This window comes from Rufibacter sp. JT20002 (assembly GCF_056491185.1).
Map to the genome: position 1 here is coordinate 146,806 of NZ_JBSZJY010000002.1, position 20,180 is coordinate 166,985.

Genomic DNA, 20,180 nt, shown 5'->3' on the forward strand with positions numbered 1-20,180 from the left:
CAAATGCTTTCAAGAGGTTAGTGTTTGTCCCTGGTTATTGTTTAAGAATAAAGAAGTAGAGTCCATGTTAAAGAAGTTTGTGTTTGTATTGGGATGTCTCATGGTATCTTATGGAGCTGCCTCTGCCGAGACGCTGTTCCTTAGAGATTCAACCGGTGTGAAAACCCAGAACGGGAAAACCTACATCACCCATAAAGTAACCTCTGGTGAGACCCTTTACGGTCTTGCCCGCAAATACGGAGTAGCCGTTGACAAGATTGTAGCGGCCAACAAGAATGTAAACAAAGCCTTAATCATAGGGCAAACGGTGCTTATTCCCATAAACGCGGGTAACACCAGCACAGCATCCACTGACACCAAAGCAGTTTCAACTGAAACGCCGGCTTCTGGCAGCCCCGCTGCAAACCGGACCTATGAGGTAGATGCGAAAGGCAACAAGGTACACACTGTACAGGCCCGTCAGACGCTATTCTCCATCGCCAACCAACACGAGGTGAGCATTGAGGACCTGAAGAAGTGGAATAAAATGACTGCCTCTACGGTGAAGGTAGGCCAACGCCTAATTGTTGGGATAGGAGAGAAGGCACCCGCCGCGGCTGCCGCCAACGCCAAAGTGTACACCCCTGAGAAAGATGACGTAGTCACTGCCTCCAAGCAGCCGGCCGGACCCACCTCTACTACCTCCGCAGCTACTTCTACCAAAGCCACCACCGTTTCTGCGGCAAAAGGCGAAAAAGTAGATAAAAACGACAAGAGTGAAGTAGCCGAGGAGAAGCCTGCCACCAAGACCTCAGAATACGTTTCCAGGGTCAATGAAAGCGGCATGGCTGAGCAGATTGAAACCCGCACCGATGCAAATAAATTCTTAGCCCTGCACAAAACCGCACCGGTGGGTACCATTATGGCGGTGAAGAACCCCATGAACGACCAAACGGTGTACGTGCGCGTAATCGGGAAATTACCGGCCACCGGTGATAATGACAAAGTGGTGGTGAAGCTTTCCAGAAAGGCTTGCCAGCAGATTGGAGCCGTAGACAAGCGCTTCAGGGTAGAGGTTTCTTACATGCCGTAATCTGTTCTACCCTCCTTATTTCAAAAAGAGGCAAGAAACGGAAAACCTACCAGGTGCCGTTCTTGCCTCTTTTCCGTTTCATTTGCTTAAAATCTGACTGCACCCATGTCTTATTCCGCCTCTCAACTCCAAACGCTCCTGGAAGACCGATACCGGAGGTACAATACCAAAGACTTCATCCCCCATGATCCGGTCTCCATTCCGCACTTGTTTACCCAGAAACAGGACATTGAAATTTCCGGGTTCTTCGCGGCTATTTTAGCGTGGGGCCAGCGGAAAACCATCATCAACAAATGCCGGGAATTACTGCAGCGAATGGACCATGCCCCGTACCAATTTATCACCCAACACCAGGATGACGACCTCAAGAACCTACTCGGTTTCAAGCACCGCACTTTTAATGACACAGACTTGTTATACCTGGTGTATTTCTTCCGGTGGTTTTATGAACAGCATGAGAGTTTGGAGGAAGCGTTTATAGGAGACTTGTCCGTTCCCATCTCTGATCAAAAAGCACGGCTAGAGCATTTCTATAACTTGGTTTTCTCTTTGCCGGAGGCCCCGCACCGAACCCGCAAGCACATCTCCACACCAGCCAAGAAATCGGCCTGCAAGCGGATTAATATGTACCTGCGCTGGATGGTGCGGAAAGATAGGGAGGGAGTAGATTTTGGTATCTGGCAGCGAATGTCTCCCGCCGATCTGGTGTGCCCCTGTGATGTGCACGTGCAACGCGTGGCTCGCCGGTTAGGGCTTATCCAGAGAACGCAATCAGACTGGGCCATGGCCGAAGAACTTACCCAGAACCTGCGACAGTTTAACCCCACAGATCCGGTAAAGTATGATTATGCTTTGTTCGGGCTAGGCATCGAAGAAAAGTTCTAAATATGCCTTTAGCTTAAATTATATGTTAAATTAAGGTTAGGCTAATAATTCTTAAGCTGCCAAGGAACATACCGTGGCTTGGGTATGTTCTATAATCCTGACCAATCCCGTAAATAAGCTATTTTTGCAAAACCGGGCTTGAAACGATAAATAAAACTAGAAAAACAAAAGACTTGATATATCCATCAAATTTTGAGCAAAAGATAGGATTCAGCCAAATCAGAGAGATGTTGTCTGAGGCCTGTTTAAGTCCGCTGGGGCGGAGGTTCGTAGAGCGCGTGTCGTTCCTGGACCGCTTTGACCTGGTGCAACGCCTGTTGCAGCAAACGCACGAGTTTGCCAACATCTTGCGCTCTGGTGAAGATTTTCCGTCCAGCTACTATTTTGATGTCACCGAGCACCTGAACCGGGCTGCCTTGGAAGGTTCTTTCCTGGAAGTACGTGGTGTGTTTGAGGTGAAAATGTCCTTGCGGGCTATCCGTCAGGCGTTAGGCTTCTTTGTGGAGTCTGAGGAGGGGGAGTACCCGGCATTGAAAGCCCTGACTGAAGGTGTGGAGGTAGACCGTTCGCTGGTGTCAGCCCTGGAGAAACTGGTGGATGATAACGGTAACGTAAAAGACGACGCCTCCCCGGAACTGCAGCGTGTAAAGCGGGACCTCATAGGCCAGCAGACCCAGCTCCGCAAGACCATCAGCAGCATCCTTCGCCACGCCAAAAATGAAGGCTGGACGCCAGGTGATGCTGAGCCTACCATCAGAGGAGGTCGATTGGTGATACCAGTGATTGCCGAGTACAAGCGCCGCATCAAGGGTTTGATTCACGATGAATCAGCCACGGGCCAAACCGTGTACCTGGAGCCGGAGAGCGTATTTGAATTGAACAACGACATTAAGGACCTGGAGAATGCCTACCACCGTGAGTTGATCAGGTTGTTAACGGCTGTTACGAACCAGGTACGCCATCATTTACCGGGTCTGCGTAGTGCCTATAAGTTTTTGGCTTTGCTGGACTTCATCCGGGCCAAATCGGTGGTGGCAAACAAGCTTGGCGCAATTATGCCAGAGCTGCACAAGCGTCCGGTCATGAAGTGGAAAAACGCTCGTCATCCCATCCTGCACCTGACCTTACAGGCGCAGGGCAAGAAAGCCGTGCCTTTGTCACTGGATTTGGATCAGGAGCAACGTATTCTGTTGATTTCGGGGCCAAACGCAGGGGGTAAATCGGTGGCTATGAAAACGGCCGGTCTGTTGCAGTACATGCTGCAATGCGGTTTGTTGATTCCGGTGGACGAAGGTTCAGAGGCTGGTTTGTTCAGCGATATTTTCCTGGACATGGGCGATGAGCAATCCATTGAGAACGACCTGAGTACCTACAGCTCCCACTTGCAGAACATGAAACAATTTGTGTTGCTGGCAGATAAAAAGTCACTGGTGCTCATTGACGAGTTTGGTACAGGTACTGAGCCAGCGTTGGGTGGCGCCATTGCCGAGGCGGTGTTGGGGCAATTGCACCAGCAGAAAGTGTTTGGTGTGATCACCACTCACTACACCAACTTGAAGAACTTCGCGGAGAAGAACGAAGGCATTGTGAACGGTGCCATGCGCTATAACCCTGCTGAGCTGCAGCCGCTGTACCAACTGGAAATCGGGAAACCGGGTTCTTCCTTCGCTTTGGAAATCGCCCGTAAAATCGGCTTGCCGAAGAACATCATTGACAAGGCCGGTACACTGGTAGGGAAGGAGAAGATCCGTTACGACAAATTGCTGGAGCAACTGGAGCAGGAGAAAACCGACCTGGAACGCAAGAACGCAGCCGTGGCCAAACACGAGCGCAAACTGCAGAAGCAGGTAGAGGAATATACCGCTCTGAAACAGCACTTAGAGGAAAGCAAGCAAGACATTATCCGGACCGCAAAAGGCCAGGCCAAGCTGCTTCTGAAAGATGCGAACCAGCAGATTGAGAGCACCATTGAGCAGATCAAGCGGAGCCAGGCCGACAAGGAGCAAACCAAGGCAGCCCGTCAGCAATTGGATGCGTTCAAAGAAAAGCTCACGCCAGAACCGAAGCCAGTGTTTAAACGAAACGGCTCAGTACCGACCGGACCATTACAGCCGGGCGAGCGCGTGGCCTTAATTGGGCAGGACTCTGTGGGTGAACTGTTGGCGGTCAAAGGCAAAACTGCGGAAGTGAGCTTCGGTGGACTGAAGACGATTGTGAAGCTGGAGAAATTAGAGCGTCCTGACCCGAACGTGGTGCGCGAAAAAGCCAAGAAGGAAAAGGAACTGGCAACCGCCGTGGCTCCGTCCAAAGGCTTAGACGTTACCCAACGCATGGCCGATTTCCAGTACACGCTGGACGTCCGCGGACAACGCGCTGAGGAAGCCTTGACCACCGTCATGAACTTCATGGATGATGCCATCATGCTGGGCATGCCTGAGGTGAAAATCATTCACGGACGCGGCAACGGCATCTTGAAACAGATCATTCGGGACTATGTGCGCACCCTTCGGGAAGTGGCCAGCGTCTCCGATGAACATGTGGAGCGGGGAGGCGACGGGGTCTCCGTCATCGTACTGAAGTAATAAAGGTTAAATTTAACTTACTCTTAAAGGTTGCATGTCCCTGACATGCAACCTTTTTGTTTATATAGGAATCTTTGAATTTATAATCTAATCTTAAATCCAAGATTCATTTCTATGAAGCCTTTTCTTTTCGCGCTGGTACTTCTGTTCACCTTTTACCTGCTGCCTCTAAAGACTTACTCCCAATCCTCTGCGCACGTTCTTTGGATGCAAACCCTAGAAGGCGCACCATCCACCAATCCTCTTCATAGCCTTGCCACGGCGCTTGCTAAAGACCCTGCCGGAAACGTGTACATGGCAGGCACTTTTCAGGGGAGCGCTCAGATGGAAAGCACTACCTTCCAAAGCACGGGAGCCCAGAGCGCCTTTATTGCCAAATACACTTCTAACGGGAGTTTGGAATGGGTAAAGACCATAACTGGAACGGGTTTGGCAGAAGACCTGGACCTGGTGGTGGATCCCACTGCCATCTACATTTCCGGCTTGTTTAGGGGACAACTGAATTTCAATCCAGGCGGAACCCCGGCAAACTTAACGGGACCTGATGTGAGCGGACAATCGGGCTATTCTCCCAATGGGTTTGTGGCGAAGTATGCGTTAGAGAACGCCGAATTTCAATGGGTGAAACCAATCTTGGGAGACCTGGCCAGCAATGGAGTGTACAATGTTAGAATGGCTACGTCGCACGGAGAGCTGTTTGTTTCCGGCGTGTTTTCGGGAGAACTGAACTTTAACACCGGCGGAACGGCGCTGCTTAAATCTAGCAAGGGTAGTTCTGATGGGTTCTTGATGAAACTGAATGGCCAGGATGGTACCACCGCCTGGTGGCGCGGGGTAGGAGGGGTGAACGGAGAGGCCATTAGTGCCATAGCAGCCAATGACCAGGGGCTATTTGTGGGCGGGGTGTTCTCCGGTTCAGCCGACTTTAACCTGGGCGGTACCCGGCCTGAGGTGATCTCCAGCCAGGGCGGCAGCCGGAACGTCTTCTGGGCGCGCTACCATCCAGGTACCGGAGAATTGGACTGGTTAGAGCAAACCCAAGGTACTTTCACCTTTTCTTGGGTAAACGCCCTGGCCCTGGATAATACCGGTATTTACATGGTTGGATGGTTTTCTACCAATGCCGCCTCGGAGTTCGGCATCCAGTTCCCGTCGACACAGAATGGTATTTGGCAATTGGGCTGCAAAGGTGAAAACGATGCGTTTTTAGCCAAGTTTGACTATACTACCGGCAAAACGATTTGGCTCCATGGAGTGGGTGGCGCCGGAAAAGACTACCTGACAGATCTAGCGGTGGATCAATCGGGGCTCTATGCCACTGGTTATTTTGATACCCAAACCGACGTTAACCTGTACGCTTCCCACAATGGCCAGCCTGCGCATAGCCCCTTCCCGGTAATCAAATCCAATGCCGGGCAAAGGGACATGCTGCTGCTCAAGTATGGCTTAAGCCAGACTGGTTTTGTCTGGGCCAGGTCCATCGGAAATGCCCAAGATCAGGTAAGTACCGCCCTACTGCTGGATGCTTTCAAAATTTACATGGCAGGTGCCTTTGGGGGAACGCTGAACTTCAACGCCGATGGGATGATGCCCGTCACTAGATCGGCTCAGGGGCAGAATACTGATGCTTTTCTGGTGAAGTTAGAGAACACCCTTTCTGGTTCTAAGGAAGAATTGGAAATGCAGGCTGAAATCAGGACTTATCCTAACCCGGTGTCACAATCAATTACCCTGGAGGCAGCTCCTAGCGTGAAGAAAGGAAAGTACGTTTTTAGATTGGTGAACAGCTTGGGCGTTACCGTTCATGAGCAAATGGTGGTGTTTCCTCCTGTTGGTAAACAAGTAGTATCGCTCGCTACGGTTCCAGCGGGAACTTACACCCTTTTACTGCAAAATGGTAGCGTACAGCAGGTTCAGAAGATAATTAAACTGTAAAGTGGATAAGCAGGAGAGAATATTTTATGCCTTGTTTTGCAAAAACAGGCATAAATCAAATAGCGAAGGCTGTAGGTATTTCTCTAGCCTTCGCTATTTATTAAGTTGTTTGAGTAACATTCTGCCGTGGGCATTAATGGCTTTACCGCCTTTCTGCTTAAATGATGTTCACCTCTGGGGTAAGCGATATACCAAATTTCTCCTCCACTGATTTAATGATCTCGTAGGCCAGGGCCTTCACGTCATTGCCCGCGGCTCCTCCGTAATTCACCAGCACCAACGCCTGGTCTTTGTGCACGCCATGCTGCCCTAGCACTTTGCCCTTCCAGCCGCATTGCTCAATAAGCCACCCAGCAGGGACTTTGACTGTCTCGGGAGTAACCGGATAGCCGGGAATGCCAGGATACTGCGCCTTCAGGATTTCAAATAAAGCCTGCGGAATTTCGGGGTTTTTGAAAAAGGAGCCAGCATTCCCAATTTGGGCAGGGTCTGGCAACTTGCTTCTTCTGATGTGGCAAACGGCCTCACTGATGGCTTTTAAACTCAACTCCTTTACCTGTTGCTGGGCCAAAGTATCCTGTATGGCTCCGTAGGAAGTGTTGAACGTGTGTTCTTTCGTAAGCCTGAGGGTAACGGATGTGACAATGTATTTGCCTTTCGCCTCTTTCTTGAAAACGCTTTCACGGTACCCAAAACCACATTGTTCCTTGTTGAAAGTAGCCACTTCACCAGTCTCAATCTCCAGGGCTTCCAAGGAAACAAAAGTGTCTTTCAGTTCCACTCCGTAAGCCCCTATATTTTGCAGGGGAGCCGCACCCACTGTGCCTGGTATCAGCGACAGGTTTTCAATGCCGCCTAAATCATGTTCCAACGTGTACACCACCAGTTCATGCCAGGTTTCCCCGCTTCCGGCTTTCACCAGAACATGCTTGCCATCGGGTTCCTCCGTCTGGGTGATGCCTTTGATCCGGTTCAGAAGCACGGCGCTCTCTACATCCTGGGTAAACAAGATGTTACTGCCACCCCCCAGAATCAACTTAGTCAGGTTCTGGATCTCGGGGTTTTGAAGCAGTTGCCTGAGTTCCTCCACTGAGGTGAACTCCGCCAGTAAACGGGCTTTGGCGTCTATCCCAAACGTGTTGTAGGGCTGCAACGAGGCTTCTCTTTGAATATTCATGAGAGGAAATTGGAGTGATGGTACAAAAGTACGGAAATGCACAGAGAAATCAGTAGAGAGTTGGCGCCATAGAAAAAGCCACCCCTGCAGAGGTGGCTTTCCCGGTTTAGGGCTTGGTTTATGAAACCAGCCTTGAAAAAGATTTATCTTATCTGGTTCTGATTTTGTACCCGATGGCAGCGAAATACCAGATAAACAGGTAGCAAGGTACCATCATCCAGTAGGCTTGCTGGGGGTTCACCACATCAGCTAAATACCCATACAGAAGCGGCAACAACGCCCCACCGGCAATGGCCATGATTAACAACGAAGAACCAATTTTAGTGAAGCGGCCTAAATCAGCAATGGCCAGTGGGAAGATGGCAGGCCACATAAGGGAGTTAGCCAAACCTAACAGGGAAATACTCAACACTGACACATAACCATCGGTGAAAATGGCCGCTAATGCGAAAACCACTCCTAAAATGGCGCAGATCTGCAAAGCCCTCTGTTGGCTCAGATACTTAGGAATAGCGGCAATCCCAAAGCCATACCCAATAATCATAGCCCATAACGTGAAGGTAGTAAAACGAGACGCTTCTTCCAGCGGAACACCTTGGCTGGAGGCATAGTTGATCACCGTATCACCGGCCATAACTTCCACACCTACATATAAGAACAAGCTTATTACCCCAATAACTAAATGCGGGAACTGGAAAACGCTGGTTTTTCCAGTATTTGCCGCGGCAACCGTCTCGTTTTCATGCTCCGTATCTATTTCAGGCAAACCAGAAAACCAGGTAAACACCGCCAATAAAATAAGGGCTCCCATGATGATCAGGTAGGGGGTGATTACGCGTGAGGCAAGGGCATCTAAGCCAGCGGCTTTCTGGGCCGCATCCATGGTTTCTAAACTGGTTACCAATTCATCTGCGCCTGCCAATAAAATGCTTCCTAAGATGAATGGAGCCGCTGAACCTGCTAATTTGTTGCATGTACCCATAATACTGATGCGCTTAGCAGCACTTTCAATTGGGCCTATAATGGAAACATAAGGGTTCACCGCGGCTTGTAAAACCGTTAAACCAGTTCCCTGCACAAATAAGCCTAATAAAAACAAAGCGTACGTGCGGGTCATCGCTGCCGGGATAAAGATCAAAGCGCCAGCCGCAATGATTAGCAAGCCAACCGACATTCCTTTTTTGAATCCCGTTTTTTTCAGAACCCAGGCAGCCGGGACACCCATCACCAGGTAGGCAATATAAAAGGCAAACGTTACCAGAAAGGCCTCAAAGTTGGTCAGCTCACAGGCAATCTTCAGATAGGGAATCAGTACGGAGTTAAGCCAAGTCACAAACCCGAAAACAAAGAACAGCGCGCCAATAATGGCCATGGCGCGGGCATAATTTGTTTGCGGAGCCTGCACTTGGCCCGAGGAGGAAGGAGTAGACACTACTTTTGACATAGTTGAGTTAAAATGGGTTTTCCACGATTACCAATATTAGGAAATATCTCTTTGCCGTAAGCCATTCTGCCCCGAAAGTTTACAAATTTTACCCTTGTCTGGCTGCTTTACCAAGTTCTGGCAAGATATAAGTCAAACCGAGGAAAGGTGTAGGGCAAAACCTGCTGTTGTCCCTGCTTTTTTTCCGAAATTGCGCCCTTAAACAGACGCACACCTTCTACATCACGCATTATGGCCAAAGCAAAATCATCGGGTAATTTCAACATGACGGCAACTACCCTGGCGGGTTTAGAAGAAGTACTGGCCCAGGAACTCCGGGATATGGGAGCCCAATATGTGAAAGTAGGGGTGCGGGCGGTCACCTTCAGCGGAAACCAGTACCTCATGTACCAGGCCAATATCTGGTGCCGCACTGCCATCAGAATTTTGAAGCCGTTTGCCCAGTTTAAGGCCCGTGATGAAAAGGAGCTCTACCTGAAAGTACGTGAGATTGACTGGGACAAGTACATGAGCCTGAATGATACCTTTGCCATCAACACGGTGGTGTCGCGCTCCACGTTTGAGCACTCGCTGTATGTGTCACAACTTACCAAGGACGCCATTGTAGACCAGTTCCGGGAGAAAACCGGCAGACGGCCCAACATTGACGTAACCACGCCCGACGTTCGCATTAATTTACATATGCACGAGAACATTGTGTCCTTGGCGCTGGATTCATCAGGTGACTCACTGCACCGCCGCGGGTACCGTCAGCAAACAAACGTGGCCCCTTTGAATGAGGTGCTGGCGGCCGGCATTTTGCTGTTGAGCGGATGGGACAAAAGAAGCCCATTATACGACCCTATGTGCGGATCGGGAACATTCCTGGCCGAGGCCGCCATGTTGGCGCACAACATCGCCCCTGGCGTGTACCGAAAAGATTACGGATTCATGCGCTGGCCTGACTATGATGCGGCTTTATACCAGCGCGTACTGCAGGACGCCATTGCCCAGGAAGATGCCGAGGTGGAGGTAGATATTTTCGGCTCAGACGTGGACCCCGATTTTGTGGAGGCGGCCTTCCAGAACCTGGAGTACGCCGAACTGGATCAGTACGTGCGCATCAAAGAACTGGATTTTAAGGAAGCCGTGAAACCCGCCGACCAAGGCCTGGTGGTCATGAACCCTCCTTACGGTGAACGGATTGGTGAGGAAAGCGAGATCAACGGCCTCTACAAAATGATCGGAGACACGTTGAAGTCCAACTTCCAGGATTGGGATGCCTGCATCTTCACGGGTAACCTGGAAGCGGCCAAATACATCGGGCTGAAGCCTTCCCGCAGAATACCTTTGTACAACGGGCCTATTGAATGCCGCCTATTCAAGTACGAGCTTTACCGAGGCAGCAAAAGAGAGAAAGCTGAGTAGGTAACCAGAGATTTACTTTTTAAGTAGATTTATATAGGAAACGGGAAGCAAGGCCAGCTCTTTAATCTGTGCCTTGCTTCCCGTTTCTTTTTCTTATCCAAAGCTCTGTTTTCTACTCTGGTTTCATTAAACGGCCAATAAACAGAATGGCGTTGGTAGACTTCTCCCGAATAAGGAAAACAAAAGGTTTGTCTATCAAATGGGAGGGTGGAAGGGACGTGAAGATTACGCCCACTGACGTAGCGGCAGCGGCTTCGGTTCCTTCTTCGTTCACCTCCACAAAGGTTTTATGGTTTACCTCTGAAATGCTGATCCCTCCATCGGCAAAGATGCGGGTGAAATCTGCATGTTGAGAGAAAGCCACGCCCATCCCCAGGTTTTGCAGCATGGTTTTCATATTGTCTTCATACTTAAGTTCCAGCTTGAATTTTGGCATGTGCAGTTCCAACGTAGACGGGTTTGCTTTTGAAAGCCACGAAGCCAGATTTGCTCCGGAAAGCTCTGGCATAAGGTCGTCTATGGTACGTTGGCCTGTTGGCACTATCATGGTCATGCTGTACTGGCCGTTTCCGTAAGGAAGGTCAAACACTTGTTTAGAGTCATCCTGGTAAGTCTGGTACTTGGCATTCCGCAGAGTCATGAATGGGTGCGACAGAGTGGAACCATCTTCTAACCGGAAAGGTCGGTTCTGCGTGAGTTTCTTGTCAAAGGAGTACGTCCAGGCCCCTTTGAAGTAGATAGCGTTGACCAGGAAAAGCAGATAATCTCGGGTTACTTCTTCTACAATGGTTTTGATCTTTCCGTTGGTTTTTTCATTCACCCAATTGTTGATCTCGTTCTTAGCTGCGGGGGAGGAGAAATCCAAAGGCTTTACCGTGGCTTTGAAGTACTCCTGGTTTGTGGAGACGAAGGGGGCCAGCAGCTGGTAATTCTGGTTTAGCCAGATAGAGTTGGCCGAAGTAAATTGTACCTCGCGGTCTATGCCCACCAGCAACTCAGACAAGCTTTTAAAAGATTCATTAATCTGCTCGTCAGAGGCGTCGCCGAAGCCCAGGGTTTGCTTCATGGCTTCCTTAGTGCCGTTGGCTGCCCCATTGTAGGTCATGGTTAAGGCCATGCTCAAACTCAGGGGAGAGATAAAGACGTTCTTGCTTTCTCCTTCCAACTGGCTCAACTGGGCAAATGACTTGAAGGCAAACTCATTGGAACCCACCACAGTCTTTGCTTCCTGCGCTGTCAAAGGCCGGAGGTTTGGAAGGTTGCTGCCAGGGTTGGGCTCCTCGCTTTCACATCCTGTTGAAAGCAAGAGAAGGGTAGCGGCTAAGCCAAGCCAAGAAGATTTAAGGAAAATTTTGTTCATAGGTGTACGGCTAAGATGTTCAGGAAGGGTTTCTGAAAAGAAGACCCTTATTCCCCTTGGGAGGTTGCATGGGACACCCCTGAAGAAACGTTTTTAAAAATCTTTTCAGAAAACGCCGGCAAAAAGAGGTTTAAGCCAGTTTTCCGGAAAAGACCTTTAAAGCTAAGCGACGTTTCTTTTGCGCAGGTACACCAGAATGCCCAACCCTACAAGCCAAACTGGCCAAAGGTAGAAAAGTGCTACTACCAACGACAACCACAGTTCCCAACCGGTACTCATCGCCTCCAGGAGCCTGGTCCCAAAGCCTGGTTCTTCTGGGGCAGTAACGGGCGTAATCTGGTACATAGATAACTTGATCGTGCTAAAGGAAGTCTGGTTCTGCAGATAGCGCAGGCGGGCCTCGGCGCTTTCAATCTCCTCCCGTACTGCCTGAATCTGGCGCTCCACTTCCAAGATTTGTTGAATGGTCTTTGCTTCCTTCAGCAAACCCATAAACCGCTGCTCTACGGCCAGTTTAGCTTTTTTTCGGGCCTCCAGGTCTACGTACTCCATACCTACATCATCGGTGGAGATGGTGCGGGTGTCCAGTTTGATGCTCTCATTTTGCAGTTGCTGGAGCAGAGGCTTGAATTTCTCAGGCTGTACCCGGATCACGAAATCAGTGGTGTGGGTGTCGTCGCTTTGGTGCTGGGTGGTGTTGGCGAGGGTAGCGTCCATTTGGGTAACCACCTGCTCCACCCGCTGGGTACTCTCGGCGAGATCTTTCACCTGAAACCGAACTTCGGCCTGGCGGATAACATGCTCCTGCTTTGTAGGTTTGGCTTTGCCTTCAGCAGTAGAATTTTCCACCATGTCTAATTGGGCGGCGGTTTCATTTAAGGAAGCTTCCCTTTTTGCCTCACAGCCATTCAGGAGCAAGGCGGTGCAAATACATAGGAGGGAGAGGGGAGAGAAGATGGTTTTCATAGGCCAGCGTTTCTCTTTAATCCGCTAAACGGCAGAAAGGTAACCCTTCAAAAATGGACAATAACAATGCCCCTGATTTCGTTTCAGGGCTCTTTTTCAGGAAATAGATCCAAAAGAAAAGGGGAGCCAGTTGCCTAGCTCCCCTTTTTAATTATGTCAATGAGTTGATTACAGGCGGGTGATCTGGGCACCCAGCGCATTTAAGCGACCATCAATGTTTTGGTAACCGCGGTCAATCTGCTCAATGTTATGGATCACGCTGCGGCCTTCGGCAGAGAGGGCGGCAATTAATAAGGCCACGCCCGCTCTGATGTCCGGAGAAGTCATGGAAATACCGCGCAGCGATACTTGACGGTTATGCCCGATTACGGTGGCACGGTGCGGATCGCAAAGGATAATCTGCGCGCCCATGTCAATCAGTTTGTCCACGAAGAACAAGCGGCTCTCAAACATTTTCTGGTGAATGAGCACGGTTCCTTTGGCTTGCGTAGCTACCACCAGGGCGATGCTCAGCAAGTCAGGAGTGAAGCCAGGCCAGGTATGGTCAGAAACAGTCAGGATGCTACCGTCAATGTAGGTATCGATCTCGTAATGGTCTTGCGCCGGGATGAAGATGTCATCGCCGTGGAACTCCATCTGGATGCCTAATCTCCGAAAAGTATCAGGGATCAAACCCAATTCACGGATCTGGGCATCTTTGATGGTGATTTCAGAACCGGTCATCCCTGCTAAGCCGATGAAAGAGCCAATCTCAATCATGTCTGGCAACATGCGGTGCTCGGTACCACCTAGTTTCTCCACGCCCTCAATGATGAGCAGGTTAGACCCGATGCCGCTAATTTTGGCACCCATGCGGTTCAGCATCTTGCACAACTGCTGCAGATACGGCTCACAGGCGGCGTTGTAAATGGTGGTGATGCCCTCGGCTAAAACGGCGGCCATCACAATGTTGGCCGTTCCAGTTACCGATGCTTCATCCAACAGCATGTACGTCCCTTTCAGGTTTTTGCCTTCCAGGTGGTAGAAACTGTCATTGGCATCATAGGTAAACTTGGCCCCTAACTTCTCAAAAGCCAGGAAGTGCGTATCCAGTCTACGGCGACCAATTTTGTCTCCACCCGGCTTAGGCAATTTTGCTACCCCGAAACGAGCCAGCATAGGTCCCAGGATCATCACTGATCCCCGGATGGCGCGTGCCTGCTCAATAAACTTATCAGTGGAGAGGTAATCCAGGTTCACGTTCTCCGCTTTGAAGATATAGGTGTCTGGCGCGGTTTGCTCCACGTCTACGCCCATGTCCCGTAACAGCTCAATCAGCTTGTTTACGTCCCTGATGTTGGGAATATTGGAGATAATCACCGGCTCTGCGGTGACCAGCACGGCGCAAAGGATCTGCAATGCCTCGTTTTTCGCTCCCTGTGGGATAATTTCGCCGTGTAAAGTCCGGCCGCCTATTACTTCAAAAGAAGCCATGCGTTCTTATTTATTCTTACTTCGGTTCTGATTCTGATTTTTGTTCTGGTTGTTGTTCTTGTACTTCTGGTTGTTCTGGAAGTTGTTGCCAGGGCCTTGCGGGGCTTTGACGGTACTTTCAAAAAGATTGCCTTTTTCCAGAAGCGAAGAATCAAGGTCCAGTTCTCCTTTGGAGAGTTCGCGCAGGTTCTCCAGGATCACCTCATCGGTTACGCTGTCTTTGTTGTAGGTGCGGTACAGGACTTTCATGAGTTTGCCAATGGAGATGATGGCGCCCTCCCGTTCCTGCGGGTCACTGATTTGCTTGGCCTTGTCAATAAGACGCTCCAGGTTGGTGCCATAGTGCTTGTACTTGGGGTTCTGGACCGGATAATCTACCCGCTGCGGCTTGTCATTGAGGTATTCCATGGCGCTTAGCGCGAAAGGCGCATCCACGTCCAGCTTGCCGTCAGACATTACGTACAGGTGATTCCAAAGGGTCTGCTGCGCATCTTGAATGTCTTTCACGTTAGGATTCAATCGACCCATAAGGTTCACGAGCAGTTGTGCCAACTGCGTACGCTTGCCTCGGTCTTCCACTGTCAGGATGTACTGCACAATGTTCTGCACGTTACGGCCGTACTCCCGCAGCAAAAGCTCTTGTTTAAAAGTGGAACTGGCTACCATGGTGATGGAATGTGTTTCAAGATCAAAATTAGAAATTTAATGGGTATCGCGTAGCATGTATCCCGTTGAGCGACGAAAAAATTGCAGTATTTCTTACATCACCCGCTCAGGGCTCTGCAAAGGCAATTCTGCCAAACATAGTTTAGGGCTGTTTTTACAAAACAGCCCTAAATCAGTGCTTTTATAGAAACCGAAAAACGGATGCTACGCAACGATTTACGCGTGAATGCGAAGTTTGGCGAAACTAAGGAGCAGGGTTTTCTCGCCCACGCCCTCAAACTCGATAATGGCTTTGGTGGAGTTTCCTTGGGTATCCATTTTAGTTACAGTGCCAAACCCAAATTTAGGGTGCTCTACGCGCATACCGGTCTGTAGGTTAGACGTGTCGCTGGGGGTGAAGTCTGTAGGCGGCGTATAAGACGGGGCAGCGGCTGTCTTTTTAGCCGGGCTGATGAGTTGCGCCGCTGGGGTTTTTCGCTGCAGCACTTTCTCAAACGGCCCGCGCTCATCACCAAACTTGAAGTTCAGGAACGTAGGGTCAATCTCGTCAATGAAGCGGCTTTTCTCAGCGGCCCGCAGGTTCCCCCACTGGTAGCGGCTGGTAGCGTAGGAGAGGGTCAGCTTTTTCTCGGCCCGGGTGATGGCCACGTAGAACAAGCGGCGTTCCTCTTCCAAGTCAGCGCGGGACTGCAGCATCATTTGGCTGGGGAACAAATTTTCCTCCATTCCCACAATGAACACGTTCCGGAACTCCAGACCCTTTGCCGAGTGGATGGTCATCATGGTTACGTATTCGCCTTCCTCTTCTTTTTTGGTGTCAGAGTCGGTAAGCAGGGCAATGTCCTGGAGGAACAGCGCCAGCGACTTGTCATCCTTCTCCGGATCGTCCACGAACTCCTTGATCGCGTTCAGCAATTCCTGAATGTTCTCGTAGCGGGCCAATCCCTCCACCGATTTATCGGCGTACAGGTCATCTACCAGGCCAGAGTGCTTAGCAATATAGGTAGCCGCCTCAAAAGCATCTTTCTCCTGAGCAATGACCGCAAAGCTTTTGATTTTGGTAGCGAACTCGCCAATGGCAGCGCCAGCTCTGCCGCCCACCAACTGGTTTGCGTGGCTTACTACTTCCCAGATGCTGTGGTTGGTTTCGTTGGCGGTCACAATCAGTTTTTCCACGGTGGTGTCACCAATACCGCGTTTCGGGTAGTTGATCACGCGACGCAGGGCTTGCTCATCGTTGTGGTTGATGGCCAAACGCAGGTACGAGATCAAATCCTTGATTTCCTTGCGCTGATAGAACGACAGGCCACCCACAATGCGGTACTTGATGTTCATCTTGCGCAAGGCCTCTTCCATGGCCCTTGACTGGGCGTTGGTGCGGTACAAGATGGCGAAGTCCTCGTAGGAGAGGTGCTGGTTCATCTTCTCCTCAAAGATGGCGTGGGCCACCAGTTTGCCTTCCTCGTTGTCTGAACTGGCCTTGATTACGTCAATGAGCTGTCCTTCCTCGTTCTGGGAGAAAACGTCTTTGCGTAACTGGGCCTTGTTGTTCTTGATTACCGAGTTAGCCGCTTTCACGATGTGCTGGGTAGAGCGGTAGTTCTGCTCCAGTTTGAACACCTCCAATTCTGGATAGTCACGCTCAAAGTTGAGGATGTTCTGGATATCGGCCCCCCGGAAAGCGTAGATACTTTGGGCATCATCACCTACCACGCAGATGTTGCGGTCTTTGGCGGAAAGCTTGCGGGTGATCAGGTACTGACTGTAGTTGGTATCCTGGTACTCATCCACCATCACGTACTTGAAGATGTGCTGGTACTTGTTCAAGACATCCACGTGGTCTCTAAAGAGCACGTTGGTATTGAAGAGCAGATCGTCAAAATCCATGGCCCCGGCTTTAAAGCACCGTTCGGCGTACATTTTGAAAATCTGGCCAATTTTCGGGCGTAGGGCAGCCTCGTCATCGGCTTGGATGGCGGGGTCACGCAGGTACTGGGCTACGGAGATCAATTTGTTTTTCGCTGCCGAGATGCGCCCCAGCACCATGTTGGGCTTGTAGAGCTTATCATCCAGGTTCATCTCCTTCACTATGTTCCGGATGAGCGTTTTGGAGTCATCAGAATCATAGATGGTAAAGTGGCTGGGATAGCCTATTTTCTGAGCCTCGGCCCGAAGAATGCGCGAGAACACGGAGTGGAAGGTTCCCATCCAAAGGTTCTTGGCCTCAGGGCCTACCACTTTCTCAATCCGCTCCCGCATTTCTTTGGCAGCCTTGTTGGTAAAGGTGAGGGAGAGAATGTTGAACGGATCAACGCCTTTCTCCAGTAAGTGCGCGATGCGGTAGGTAAGCACCCGGGTTTTGCCGGAGCCCGCCCCGGCAATAATCATACAAGGGCCTTCGGTATTTAAAACAGCGGCTCGCTGTGACTCATTCAGGAGTTTCAGGTAATCCATGCTCACAAATATTCTTTCTTCAGGGAGAACACAAAATTACGGAATAAAGTCGCATTATCAGAGACCGTTTTCAGCCCCATTCCAGATTATGGAAGTTAAATGTCTTTTGGCTTTTAAAGTTGAAGGTGACATTCTGCAAACCTGCCTGGGGGTAGGAAACCCGGCCTTTAAGGAAAAAGAGAGCTCCTTCTTTACCAGATGAAGGAGCTCTCTTTAGGGTGTTTTCCGGAAACAAGGCTTTAAATAACTTGCAGAGTTAAAGCTAAATTTTTTAAAGGGGCTTTTTCACCTCAAAGGTGATGACTTTGCTGCCGGGGAGCCCGTTTTTGGTAAGGCCTTGTACCACAATGGTGTAGGTGCCGGCCTGGTCAGAGGTGTAGAATGAGGTGCTGGCTTTGCCGTTCTGGCCGGTTTGGATGGTGGGAGACCAGTGCAGGAGGTTGCGCCAATCGGGGAGGCGGCTTAATTTTTGAGCTTCGGTCTCGTAGGTAGGGGCATAGAACTCCCGCTGCAGTTGTAGGCCTTCATACTCCTGCAACAAGGCCCGGGTATCTACCGAAAAACCCGCCAAGTCACCTTTGTAGGTGGTATAACTCACCACGCCGCTTGATACCAGTGACCCGTTGTAGTATTTACCTGTCATCACGTCCAGTTTCTGCACTTTCAAAGGGTCAAAGGCCATGATCTTGTTGATGTCAAAGACCGGAACCCCGTCTAGCAAAACCAATGGGTCTTCCTGGAAAAACCGGTCATTAAGAAGGTCCATCACCAGAAAGTGAAAACCGTCCCGGCGCTTTCTCACCATTACACCTGGTACATACTCCCGCATCACTTCCTCCATTACTTTGAAACGGGTGTAATCATCCAGGAAATAGTGTTGGTCAGGTTTGCCATAAAAGGGCAGGCTGTCAACGCCCGGGGCTCTGTACCGGTTCAGGAATTTCTCAAAGTAGATGTTCTGGGCCTGAACATCTAGGTGTCGCTGGTAAATGGCTCCTTTCAAGCTTTCTGACACGTCAAAAGAAGGCAGCGGGGTTTTGGAGTATTTCTCTGAAAACGGATCTTGCAATTGGAAATGATAGGTGCTGTCTTTGAGGAAATTGCTTTGCATGATCACTTCTTTGGGCCCGAAGAAATCCTGCGCATCAAACAACACTGCCCCGTTCTCGGCGCTGACACTACTGTAGAACTGGACGTTTTTCCCCGGCGAGGCCAGGTAAGTCCGAATTCCTCCAGCCGGGGCTCCCGAGACCGCATGGGTTACTTTGCCCTGGAGTAAGTGCCCCTTCACCTCTGGTAGAAAGGCATAAAGATCCGGTTTGGGGTTCAATACTTCCTGCCAGGTGAAGCGGCTCCAGCCATGGGTCAGCATCAGGTTGTCCAGGGCCTCCTCGGCCTGTGGACCAACTTGGGTAAAGTAGGAGGCAGGGTTCTCAATGGTTCCCTTCAGGTCTGAGGTAAGGTATAGATATAATCTAATATCTGCCAAGTCAGTCGCCTGCAAACTATCGGCCTTGAAGACAGCTAAAGATAAGTTGGCTGAAATAGTTTTGCCCGGCGCGGATTGGGAAAGGAGGTCTACCGTAACCTTTTCCCGGGTGCCAAACTGGGTTTTGTTAACAACCGTTTCAATCTCCAGCTGCGTTGTCGGTAATTTAAAAAACAGGCGTTCGGTCACCGGTTTCTGCTGACTGTTGAACACCGTGAAATGGGTTATACCCGCGGGCAGTGAATCTTTCGCCACTTTGAATAAGGCCTTTCCGTTTTCCAGAGTGGCCGTAGCCGCTACTACCGCCAATTGACGGGTGTGGCCAAGCAAATAGAGGGACTCAGGTTGCTGTTGTGTGGATTGGGTAAGAAGCTGTAACTCGCCAGTTTGGCCCTCTTCTACCTGCAGCGTGTATCCCTGGTCCTGTACGTTGGGCAACTTCTGGCGGATTTCCTTGCCGCCGGGGAATCTAACCACCGCCGTATAGTCGCCGGAACCAGTGGGTGTAAACCGGAAGTTCCCGATCCCCAGTTTGCCAGGTTGAAATGTGGTAACCACTTTCCCTGAGGCATCCAAGACTTCTCCAGAGCACTGAGCGCCTTTCCCGGTCTTGGAGTTAATGGCCTTGAACGCCACTTTAGACGGAAGCCCCTGCACCAGCTGGCCCCCTTCAGGAAAAAACTGGATGGCAAAAGAGGCGGTGTCCCCTAAGGGTTTCAGGCCTAAGGATTGAAAAGTATTGATGATGGTGACGGGCTGTTCAAAGTAGAACTCCGGGCTGAAGTTCTTCATCCAACTGGTATAGGCCCGCACCCGGTAATTTCCTGATGCCAAGGTCACTGGTAAGGTAAAGGAACCCTGGCCCGTGCCTTCATTTAAGGCTATTTTGCCTTGAAGAAGGGGTTTGTGGCCGCTGTCCAGCACTTCTACATAGGCTACTTTGCTCATGTTCAGCATTTGGTGTCTGGTACCCTCTACATAGTAGGCTTTAAACCACATGGTTTCTCCGGCGGCGTACGCGGGGCGGTCTAGGTGCAGGAATACTTTCTCCTGTAAGGATCTAATCCCATGTTCCTTGAAATCAACTAAGAGGCTCTGGAAAGATCTGACCTGGCCGGCGGCTTGCTGGGGATTGCCTTGGAAAAGAAGAACCCCTAAAGCGATAGCATAGCAGGCTTTTGGGTTTTTGAGGCTTAGAAGGGATTTCAGAAGAGAGTCCTTTCTGGCAGGGGTTTTTGTTTTTGGTTGTGCTTTCATGCTGCCGTTAAGG

Annotated in this window: 13 protein-coding genes; 5 read left to right on the plus strand and 8 right to left on the minus strand. The window is 50.3% G+C overall.

The features are described from left to right. The first annotated feature begins 64 nt into the window (after positions 1–64). The 4 genes from ACW9SV_RS10065 (at position 65) to ACW9SV_RS10080 (ending at position 6,474) form a co-directional block, all read left to right on the plus strand. Positions 65–1,072, plus strand: a complete 1,008-nt coding sequence (locus ACW9SV_RS10065) for a septal ring lytic transglycosylase RlpA family protein (RefSeq protein ID WP_479556632.1) — start codon at positions 65–67, stop codon at positions 1,070–1,072. A gap of 105 nt (positions 1,073–1,177) precedes the next feature. Beyond that, entirely contained in the window at positions 1,178–1,957 is a 780-nt protein-coding gene (locus ACW9SV_RS10070) for a TIGR02757 family protein (RefSeq protein WP_479556633.1), read from the plus strand. Between the two features lie 173 nt (positions 1,958–2,130). Beyond that, the gene (locus ACW9SV_RS10075) at positions 2,131–4,539 is read left to right on the plus strand and encodes an endonuclease MutS2 (protein ID WP_479556634.1); all 2,409 of its coding nucleotides are present in this window, start codon (positions 2,131–2,133) and stop codon (positions 4,537–4,539) included. Between the two features lie 114 nt (positions 4,540–4,653). Beyond that, positions 4,654–6,474 (plus strand): T9SS type A sorting domain-containing protein, encoded by a 1,821-nt coding sequence (locus ACW9SV_RS10080; protein ID WP_479556635.1) that lies wholly within the window; start codon positions 4,654–4,656, stop codon positions 6,472–6,474. Positions 6,475–6,631: 157 nt separating this feature from the next. On the opposite strand, the gene murB is transcribed toward ACW9SV_RS10080, so the two are convergent. Next, positions 6,632–7,651: a UDP-N-acetylmuramate dehydrogenase gene (gene murB, locus ACW9SV_RS10085; protein WP_479556636.1), complete on the minus strand. Its 1,020-nt coding sequence runs from the start codon at positions 7,649–7,651 to the stop codon at positions 6,632–6,634. 148 nt (positions 7,652–7,799) lie between these two features. Next, entirely contained in the window at positions 7,800–9,095 is a 1,296-nt protein-coding gene (locus ACW9SV_RS10090) for a sugar MFS transporter (RefSeq protein WP_479556638.1), read from the minus strand. 231 nt (positions 9,096–9,326) lie between these two features. Between ACW9SV_RS10090 and ACW9SV_RS10095 the strand changes: the two genes are divergently transcribed. Next, entirely contained in the window at positions 9,327–10,502 is a 1,176-nt protein-coding gene (locus ACW9SV_RS10095) for a THUMP domain-containing class I SAM-dependent RNA methyltransferase (protein ID WP_479556639.1), read from the plus strand. A gap of 112 nt (positions 10,503–10,614) precedes the next feature. Here the strand turns inward: ACW9SV_RS10095 and ACW9SV_RS10100 are convergent, their stop codons facing one another. The 6 genes from ACW9SV_RS10100 to ACW9SV_RS10125 form a co-directional block, all read right to left on the minus strand. Then, positions 10,615–11,862 carry a serpin family protein gene (locus ACW9SV_RS10100; RefSeq protein ID WP_479556640.1) on the minus strand — a complete coding sequence of 416 codons (1,248 nt, stop codon included), beginning with the start codon at positions 11,860–11,862 and terminating at the stop codon, positions 10,615–10,617. 162 nt (positions 11,863–12,024) lie between these two features. After that, positions 12,025–12,828 (minus strand): DUF4349 domain-containing protein, encoded by an 804-nt coding sequence (locus tag ACW9SV_RS10105; RefSeq protein WP_479556641.1) that lies wholly within the window; start codon positions 12,826–12,828, stop codon positions 12,025–12,027. Positions 12,829–12,996: 168 nt separating this feature from the next. After that, positions 12,997–14,301: a UDP-N-acetylglucosamine 1-carboxyvinyltransferase gene (gene murA, locus ACW9SV_RS10110; protein ID WP_479556642.1), complete on the minus strand. Its 1,305-nt coding sequence runs from the start codon at positions 14,299–14,301 to the stop codon at positions 12,997–12,999. A gap of 6 nt (positions 14,302–14,307) precedes the next feature. Then, positions 14,308–14,967 carry a DUF4290 domain-containing protein gene (locus ACW9SV_RS10115; protein ID WP_479556643.1) on the minus strand — a complete coding sequence of 220 codons (660 nt, stop codon included), beginning with the start codon at positions 14,965–14,967 and terminating at the stop codon, positions 14,308–14,310. A gap of 216 nt (positions 14,968–15,183) precedes the next feature. Then, on the minus strand, positions 15,184–17,421 hold the full coding sequence (locus ACW9SV_RS10120; protein WP_479556644.1) for an ATP-dependent helicase: 2,238 nt from the start codon (positions 17,419–17,421) through the stop codon (positions 15,184–15,186). A gap of 271 nt (positions 17,422–17,692) precedes the next feature. Then, on the minus strand, positions 17,693–20,167 hold the full coding sequence (locus tag ACW9SV_RS10125) for a hypothetical protein (RefSeq protein WP_479556645.1): 2,475 nt from the start codon (positions 20,165–20,167) through the stop codon (positions 17,693–17,695). Positions 20,168–20,180: the final 13 nt, after the last annotated feature.